Genomic DNA, 8,630 nt, shown 5'->3' on the forward strand with positions numbered 1-8,630 from the left:
TCCACTCGGTCTCCTTCCCACTTCAACCATACACCAGAACCAACACACAGGATCCTCGGGTCTGCGCGCGTCGCTTCGCTCCTTGCTTCGCCCGTGGATGACGAAGCGACGGGCGTTTCGGCCAATCTCCCAAGTTGCAGGACCCGTGCGTCTGCGCGAGACCCGCTCAGGCGCGTAGAACAATCACTCCGCCATCAGCCGCTTCACCTTCCGCATATCGTTGAGGAACCGCTCGCGCTCGGCGTCCTTGTCCTCCGGTTCGCGGATGCGCAGGATAAGCGAAGGGTGGATTGTGATGAAGACGCGCAAGCCGTCATCGCGCTCGATCACCTCGCCGCGTCTCTTCAAGACCGGCACCGCTTTGCCAAGCAGGGACTGCGCTGCGGTTGAGCCAAGCGCCACGGCAAGACGGGGCTCGATCCGGCCGATCTCCTTGTCCAGCCACCAGCGGCAAGCCTGCACCTCGCCGGCATTGGGCTTGGAGTGGATGCGCCGCTTGCCGCGCGGCTCGAATTTGAAATGCTTCACCGCATTTGTGACATAGATCTTCCGACGGTCGACGTCGGCATCTTCCAGCGTGGCGTCGAGCATCCTCCCTGCCGGACCGACAAAAGGTTTGCCGGCCCGATCCTCCTGGTCTCCCGGCTGTTCGCCGACGAAGATCACCTCGGCGTCTTCAGGCCCTTCGCCGAAAACCGTCTGCGTCGCATTGCGCCACAGCGGGCAGCGGCGGCAACCCGTCGCCTCATCGCGCAACTCGGCGATCGGCACTGCGTCGTCCGGTGGTTCGGCGTGTCCCGCTCGAGCGCGCCTGCCGGAAATCGCCGGCTCATGTGGGGTCGTGCCTGCCATCGTCCATCCTCGTCCGCTTCGATGTTGAATGGGCGAGAGCGTCGATGGTTCCTGGCGGCGGTCTCACACCTCGTGCAGGTAGAGGTGGTAATCCAGCTCGCTGACGGTGCGCGCAACGCGCAGATATTCCGCCTGCTTGATCGCCACGAAGGTCCGGTGCAGGTCGGGGCCGAGCGCCGCTTTCAGGAAATCGGAGTGCCTGGCCGCCTCGATCGCGGCGCGCCAGTCGGCCGGCATGGTCGACGCTTCCGTTGCCTGCTCATAGCCGTTGCCGGTCGTTTCCGTGCCGGGGTCCAGCCCTTCGTCCAGGCCCTTGATGATGCCGGCCAGCACCGTCGCCGCCACCAGATAAGGGTTGGCGTCGACGCCGGATGGCCGATGTTCGATGCGGCGGTTCTTGGCGTCGCCCGCCGGCACGCGCAGCGCGACCGACCGGTTGTTGACACCCCAGGTCGGCGCCACAGGCGCATAGGATTGGGAGACGAAGCGCCGCCATGAATTGGCGTGCGGCGCAAACACCAGCATCGATTCCGCCATGGTGTGGATCAGGCCGCCAAGCGCGTTGAGCAGGGTCGGCGACCATTTCTCGCCGGCAGCCTCGGTGAACACGTTCCGACCGGCGTCATCCTGCAACGAGACGTGGAAATGCATGCCTGAGCCGGCATAGGTCTCGATAGGTTTGGCCATGAAGCAGGCGGTGACGCCGTGCCGGCGCGCCTGCGCCCTCACCAGCCGCTTCAGCATCACCAGATCGTCTGCCGCCCGCATCACGTCCTTGCGATAGTTGAGCGTCAATTCGTACTGGCCGGGCGCGTATTCGGAAATGACGGTCTCGGCCGGAATCCCTTGCGCCTTTGCCGCGGCGTAAATATCGGAAAACAGCGGCTCCATGCCGTGCAGATGGTCGACCGAATAGACTTCGGTCTTGGCCGAGCGGCGGCCGTCGAGCACTGCGCGCGCCGCCTGCACCTTGCCGTCGGCATCGCGCTCGTTGGCCAGCAGGAAAAACTCCAGCTCGAAGGCGCCGGCCGGACGCAGACCCTGGGCCGCCAGCAATTCCACTTGCCTTGCCAGCGCCAGTCGCGGGTCCGACGACATCGGCTGGCCGTCGAGATGATACATCGCCATCAGCACCTGGCCGCGCGGCGGCTGCGTGCCGTAGAGCGGCACCAAAGTGCCAGGGATCGGCCAGGCTCTGAGGTCGCCGTCGCCGCTGTCCCAGATCAGCCCGGTCTCGTGAACGTCTTCGCCGGTGATGTCGAGGCCGAGGATCGAGATCGGCATGTGCCGCCCGTTCTCGAAAATGCCCGTCAGCTCGTGCCGGCGCACGATCTTGCCGCGGCCGATGCCATTGGCGTCGGTGAGCACGATGTCGAAGGCCTCGATGTCGGGATGGGCATCGAGAAAGGCTTTCGCCTCGGCGGGCGTCGAGCCGGAAGGCGATGTCGTAACGGCGTTCGGATTGTCCATCGCCGCTTGTCTCACGCCGTAAGCCTTGCCGCAACCGCGGCGAAAGCGGCGATCAGCCGGCTCACTTGCGCGGCCGTCGTCGCCGGCGAGATCAGCATCATATTATGGAACGGCGCGATCAGCACGCCGCGATTGACCAGCGCGACATGGATGGCGGCTTCGAGCTCCGGCGCATGCGCCATTTCGGCCTCGCCGCCATTCCTCAGCGGGCCGGGCGCGCAGATGAACTCGACGCGGGCGCCGACGCGCGCGACATGCCAGGGCAGCTTGTAACGGTCGATGACGGCGGAGAGCCCGGCGTCGAGGCGGCGCGCCAGCCGGTCCATATGGACATAGGCTTCGTCGGTCATCACCTCTTCCAGCGTGGCGCGCATCGCCGCGAATTGCAGTGGGTTGGCCGACAATGTCGTGCCCATGCCGGAATAGCCGGGCTCCTTCGTCCTGTTGTAGGCGCCGTAGCGTGTGGCGACCTGCTCGCTCATCCCCCAGATGCTCGCCGGCACGCCGCCGGCCACCGGCTTGCCGAGCACGAACAGGTCCGGTTCCAGTCCGTGCTTGCGCGTATAGCCGCCGGGACCGGTCGAGATGGTATGTGTCTCGTCGATCAGGAGCAGCGTGCCGGCGGCGCGCGTCAGCCGCCGCAGCGCGTCGTGGAAGCCGGGTTCCGGCAGCACCATGCAGGAATTGGTCAGCACCGGTTCGGTGATGACGCAGGCGACGTCGCGGTCCGCCAGCGCTGCTTCCAGCGCCGCTATGTCGTTGAACTCGACGATCTTGGTAGCCCGCGTGAGATCGCGGAATTCGCCGGCCAGCCCCGGCCGGTTGACCGGCTTGCCGTCGATCAGCCGCACCATCGTCTCGTCGACCGAGCCGTGGTAGCAGCCGTTGAAGACTAGGATCTTTTCGCGCCCCGTCACCGCGCGGGCGACGCGCAGCGCGAAGCGGTTGGCGTCGGTCGCGGTGGTGGCGATCTGCCAGTAGGGCAGCCCGAAACGCTGCTGCAGGAGCGGGCCGATCGCCAGCGCATCTTCGCTGGGCAGCATGTAGGTGAGCCCACGTCCGGCCTGCTGGCGGATGGCGCGGGCAACCGGCGGTGGCGAATGGCCGGGCATCGAGCCGGTGTCGCCGAGGCAGAAATCGTCGAGCCTGTTACCGTCGATGTCGGTGATGGTGGCGCTTCTGGCACCATCGATCAGGATCGGGAACGGCGTCGGCCAGTCGGTCATCCAGTGCATAGGCACGCCGCCGAGGAATCCGGCGATCCCATTGCCGACCTTGGCTTCCGATTTCGGCCGCGCCTTGCGGAAGGCGTCCGCCTCCGTCTCGCGCAGTTCCGCGATGCGGGCGGCATCGATGCCACCGATGGAAGTCCGGTCGATTGAATGCATGAAGGCCCCTCTTTCTCGCGCGGCACTCTGCCAACCGGTCGGCAAAATCGCAATTGGCCGCGCAGGGGGCGGGCGTTGGCTCAGGCAGTAGGGCAGTAGGGCAGTAGGGCAGTAGGGCAGTAGGGCAGTAGGGCAGTAGGGCAGTAGGGCAGTAGGTTGTCCTTTCCCTACTCCCTTACTCCCCTAAGCCGTGATATCAATCACGCCGCAATCGCCGGTCGCACTTCCGAAGACGATGCGGCGCTCTTCCTTGTCCCACATCATCGAGGTGATGGCGCCTTTGCCGGGGCGGCGCAGCAGCACTTCCTTGGCATCCGCGAAGCGCGCCGCAATCACCATGCCGTCCTCATACCCGATCGCCGTCACTTCCTGGCTGGGATGGCAGGCAACGCAGGTGACCATGGTGTTGCCGCGCGTGCCGAGTTCCAGCGGCGCCTTGCCCATGGGGCCGTCCTTGCTGGCGAATGGCCAGACGATCGCCGCCGGCGCGCCGGAACTTGCCAGCCATTTGCCCTTGACGCTCCACGACAGGCTCTTCACCTTGCCGGGATAGCCGCTCATGCGCATGTGCTTGCCGTCGGCGAGTTTCCAGCCATGCAGCGCGTTCTCCTGCATGGTGGTGATGAGGAAAGCGCCGTCCGGCGAGAATGTAATGCCGGTATGGGCGCCGGCCCATTCGAGTTCGACCGGCTTGCCCTCGGCCGCCGGGAAATGCAGCGTCGCGCCATTGTAGCGGGCGACGGCGAAGCGCATCCCTTTGGGCGAGAAAGCCAGGCCTTCCACCGAGCGCGGATGGGCGAACTCCTTGGTCTTGCCGTCGGCAAAGCGCACGAAGGCGGTCTTGCCCGAGGCATAGGCGATGGCGCCCTGCGGGCCGGAGGCGACGCTGGTGATCCATTTCCTGCCGGCGCTGGCCAGTTCCGCTACTTCGCCGCCGGCCTTGACGGCAAACACCTTGCCGTCCTCGCCGCCGGTAATCAGCCGGTCGTTCGCCGCGTCGTGAAAGGCGGCGAGCAGCCCATCATTGGACTGCGTCGTCTTATGCCCATTGTCGAGCCGATGGACCGCGCCGTCGGCTAAAGCAAAATGCGGCACGTCGTTGAGGAAGACGGCGGCGACGCAATGGCCTTCGAGATCAAGCGGGGCGACTGTGGGCATGGGGCTGGTCCATTCGAGATTCTCGCTGGTCGCCCCTCAGGGAGCCGCCAGCGCGGCTAGGTAAGGCTCCGCCTTCTCCCCTTGTGGGAGAAGGTGGATTGGCGCGCAGCGCCAAGACGGATGAGGGGTGTTGGCCGGAGTGCCGTCGTTGCCAAGCTGGAACACCCCTCATCCGACCGAGCTTCGCTCGGCCACCTTCTCCCACAAGGGGAGAAGGAAAGAGGGGCAGCGCTAGCGCCTGAAGGCTAGGAAATCAAGCCGCCTGGCAGGCTTCAAAACTCTTCCTGAGCCGTTCGGCGTCGAGATCGCGGCCGATGAAGACCAGCCGGCTCTCGCGTTTCTCGCCGTCCTTCCAGGCGCGCTGGTGGTCGCCCTCGAGGATCATGTGGACGCCTTGCAGGACATAGCGGTCGTCGTCGCCCTTGAGCGCGATGATGCCTTTCAGCCGCAGGATATTCGGCCCTTCCATCTGGGTCACCTTCTCGATCCAGGGGAAGAATTTCTTCGGGTCCATCTCGCCGCCGCGCAGCGACACCGATTTCACCGTCACGTCATGGATGTCGGATGGATGGTCGTGGTGATGATGCCCGTCATGATCGTGGTGATCGTGGTCATGGTCGTGATCGTGGTCGTGATCATGGTCGTGCGCTTCGAGGAAATGCGGGTCGTTCTCCAGCGCGCGGGCAAGATCGAAGGCGCCGCGGTCGAGCACTTCCCCCAGCGCCACGCCGGCGCGCTGGGTGCGATGGATCCTGGCCGCCGGGTTGATGGCGCGGATCGTCGCCTCGACCTTTTCGAGCTCCTCGGGCGTGACGAGATCGGTCTTGTTCAGCACCACCACGTCGGCGAAGGCGATCTGGTCCTCGGCCTCCTTGGAGTCCTTGAGCCGCAGCGGCAGGTGCTTGGCGTCGACCAGCGCCACCACCGCGTCGAGCTTGGTCTTGGAGCGCACGTCGTCGTCCATGAAGAAGGTCTGCGCGACCGGCACCGGGTCGGCGAGGCCCGTGGTCTCGACGACGATGGCGTCGAAGCGGCCGGGCCGCCGCATCAGGCCCTCGACGACGCGGATCAGGTCGCCGCGCACCGTGCAGCAGACGCAGCCATTGTTCATCTCGTAGATTTCCTCGTCGGATTCCACGATCAGGTCATTGTCGATGCCGATCTCGCCGAACTCGTTGACGATGACTGCGTAACGCCTGCCGTGATTCTCCGACAGGATGCGGTTGAGCAGCGTCGTCTTGCCCGCGCCGAGATAGCCGGTGAGGACGGTTACGGGGATCTGCGTCTGTGCATCGCTCATGGCTTGCCTCGAAAATCTGTGCCCTAAAGGATTTGTCGGCCTCATATAGGGTGTGAGCCGCGCTTTTGCACGCGGCAAACCGATAGGCCAGTCGCCCACCGATCCGAGCGGGTGCCCGAGGGTGGAATGGTGGTAATCAAGGCGACCGACAGGAGGAGCCGCACAGGTGTCATCTGACCTTTGCGGGCTTTCCGCTGTGAATCCCGCATGGGCAAAAGTCGTTTGTCATCTAACTGAAATAAACATCTGGCATCACCTGCGCGGGCACCGCAATGCTTGCCGGCAAAGCGTTCTGCAAGCCGGTCTCTTTAAATCGTCATTTGCCAGCCGCCGGACAGCCTCTATGCTCACCGCGCCGGTTCGGCCGAAGAGGGAATGACCATGGCCAAGGCGGACAAGACAGCGACAATGAGCCGGCTGCATTCGGCGGCGCGGCTGGCGCGTACAGCACTGGCGGCGCGGCTTCTGGCGCACGGCTTTTATGCCGGCCAGGACCAGATCATGCTGGCGCTCGACCGAGAGGACGGCCAGACCCCGGGCAATCTCGCCGGCAAGCTGGGCGTGCGCCCGCCGACCATCACCAAGACCATCAACAGGCTGCAGGCGCAGGGTTTCCTCGAAAAGCGCGCCTCCAATGCCGATGCCCGCCAGGCCCACATCTTCCTGACCGACACAGGCCGCGAGACCATCCGCGCCATCGAGAAATCGGTCAAGAAGACCGAGAAGCAGGCGCTGAAGGGCCTCGACAAGAAGGATCAGAAGGCGCTGTTCAAGCTGCTCGCCCGCATCGAGGCGAACCTCTCCAACGAGGAGTTGGTCCTCCTGGACGACGACGCGGAGCTGGATGAAGCGTGACGCGTGGGCGCGATGCGCAGCATCGTCGCTTAACCGCGAGACGTTGGTGACCCACGAGCGACGCAAGCGTCGTCTCGAGCGACGCAACCGCGATGCGTCAGCGTCGTCGCTCCACACACCGGCTTAGGGCTGTAAGGGCGACGACGCTGCGCGTCGCGCCTGAGCGCCATCACCGGACGTCTCGCGATTGAGCGACGACGCTGCGCGTCGCGCTTACGCCGCGCACCAGCGCCGCCCAGCGTCCCGGCGTCAGCCCGAACGCCTTCTTGAAATGCCGGTTGAAATGGCTCTGGTCGCTGAAGCCGGCCGCAACAGCCGTTTCGGCGAGCGGCTCCCCCATCTCGATCATGCGCCGCGCCCGCTGCAACCGGCGCATCACCAGGAAGCGATGCGGGCTGGTCGAATAGGTCGCGCGGAAATGGCGTGACAGCGCATAGCGGTCGAGGCCGGTGACGGCTTCCAATTCGTCGGAGCGCACCGGCCGTTCGGCATTTTCTTCCAGATAGTCGCGGGCAAGTGCCGCCGCCCGCCAGGCCGTCTTGCCCATCGGCTTTGCCGGCTGTCCGGCATGGCGCTTCAGGTGCTGCGCCAGCTGTGCAATGAAATCGGCGACGAACAAATCGTCGAGCTCCTCGGTGAGCGGCGTCAGGGCCGACAGCAGCGTGTCGCGCAAGGCCGGATCGCTCACCACGGCATCGCGGACGAAAGGCAGCGGCGCGCCATTGAGGCAGTCGAGCAGCAGCGACGGTTCCAGATAGAGGATCCTGTAGCGCAGGCCGTCCTCCGTGCCGGCGCCGCCGTCATGCAATTCGTCGGGATGCAGCACGATCGCCTGGCCCGGCAGGCTGTGCCGCACGGCGCCCCGATAGCGGAAGCGCTGCACGCCATCGAGCGTCACGCCGATAGCATAGGTGTCGTGGCGGTGCAGGTCGAAGGCATTGCCGTGGAAGCGCGCCTCGATGCGCTCGAGGCCGGTGGCGCCCGGCGCCGCAACGATCCGGTCGTTCTCAGCGCACGAACGTTCAAGACCTTCCAGCGCCTCATTGCCTAGACCATGCGCCATCACATGCCCTTCTTGGACCATCCGGAGTCTCAATTTTGGTGTTCGATACGAAATTTGCAATCGTTCTGAGGGAAGACCTCGCCGTCTGGCAGAAGCTCAACGTCACCGCCTTCCTGACCAGCGGCATCGTCGCGCAGTTCCCTGAGATCATCGGCGAACCCTATCGCGATCGCGCCGGCAATCTCTTCAATCCGCTATCGATCCAGCCCGTCATCGTTCTGTCGGCGGACGGGCCGACGCTTGTCGCGATCCACCGCCGGGCCCTCGAGCGCGGCGTGACGACATCCGCCTATGTCGAGGAGATGTTCGCGACCGGCCATGACGTGGCCAACCGCGCCGTCTTCGCCGAATTCGCGCCAGACGACGCCAGGATGGTCGGCATCGCGCTGCGCGCGGAGAAGAAGCTCATCGACAAGATCACCAAGGGCGCCCGCATGCATGCATGATTCAGGGCAGTAGGGCAGTAGGGGAGTAGGGCATGGACTGCACCCCTGTTGTGAGACAGGGAATAGGTGACAGCGTTAGCGTTAGGCCGCACGGGGCT

At 65.1% G+C, this 8,630-nt stretch carries 8 protein-coding genes; 2 read left to right on the forward strand and 6 right to left on the reverse strand.

Annotation, left to right across the window (positions count from 1 at the left end; all coding sequences use genetic code 11):
* Positions 1 to 183: 183 nt before the first annotated feature.
* From RFM40_RS32940 to RFM40_RS32960, 5 genes are all read right to left on the reverse strand, one after another.
* Positions 184 to 882, reverse strand: coding sequence for a UdgX family uracil-DNA binding protein (locus RFM40_RS32940; protein ID WP_320279006.1), 699 nt, complete (start codon positions 880 to 882; stop codon positions 184 to 186).
* Between the two features lie 33 nt (positions 883 to 915).
* On the reverse strand, positions 916 to 2,322 hold the full coding sequence (locus RFM40_RS32945) for a glutamine synthetase family protein (RefSeq protein WP_320230331.1): 1,407 nt from the start codon (positions 2,320 to 2,322) through the stop codon (positions 916 to 918).
* Positions 2,323 to 2,333: 11 nt separating this feature from the next.
* On the reverse strand, positions 2,334 to 3,710 hold the full coding sequence (locus RFM40_RS32950) for an aspartate aminotransferase family protein (RefSeq protein WP_320230317.1): 1,377 nt from the start codon (positions 3,708 to 3,710) through the stop codon (positions 2,334 to 2,336).
* A gap of 183 nt (positions 3,711 to 3,893) precedes the next feature.
* Positions 3,894 to 4,868 (reverse strand): WD40 repeat domain-containing protein, encoded by a 975-nt coding sequence (locus RFM40_RS32955; RefSeq protein ID WP_320230319.1) that lies wholly within the window; start codon positions 4,866 to 4,868, stop codon positions 3,894 to 3,896.
* Positions 4,869 to 5,121: 253 nt separating this feature from the next.
* Positions 5,122 to 6,168 (reverse strand): CobW family GTP-binding protein, encoded by a 1,047-nt coding sequence (locus RFM40_RS32960; protein WP_320230321.1) that lies wholly within the window; start codon positions 6,166 to 6,168, stop codon positions 5,122 to 5,124.
* Positions 6,169 to 6,549: 381 nt separating this feature from the next.
* On the opposite strand from RFM40_RS32960, the gene RFM40_RS32965 reads away from it, so the two are divergent.
* Complete coding sequence (locus tag RFM40_RS32965; RefSeq protein WP_320230323.1) at positions 6,550 to 7,023, forward strand: MarR family winged helix-turn-helix transcriptional regulator; 474 nt, start codon at positions 6,550 to 6,552, stop codon at positions 7,021 to 7,023.
* A gap of 169 nt (positions 7,024 to 7,192) precedes the next feature.
* On the opposite strand, the gene RFM40_RS32970 is transcribed toward RFM40_RS32965, so the two are convergent.
* A complete protein-coding gene (locus tag RFM40_RS32970; protein WP_320271760.1) occupies positions 7,193 to 8,086 on the reverse strand; it encodes an AraC family transcriptional regulator in 894 nt (297 codons plus the stop codon).
* Positions 8,087 to 8,124: 38 nt separating this feature from the next.
* On the opposite strand from RFM40_RS32970, the gene RFM40_RS32975 reads away from it, so the two are divergent.
* A complete protein-coding gene (locus RFM40_RS32975) occupies positions 8,125 to 8,532 on the forward strand; it encodes a DUF2000 family protein (RefSeq protein ID WP_320230327.1) in 408 nt (135 codons plus the stop codon).
* Positions 8,533 to 8,630 lie beyond the last annotated feature (98 nt).

Source organism: Mesorhizobium captivum (genome assembly GCF_033977165.1).
Taxonomy (GTDB): Bacteria; Pseudomonadota; Alphaproteobacteria; order Rhizobiales; family Rhizobiaceae; genus Mesorhizobium; species Mesorhizobium captivum.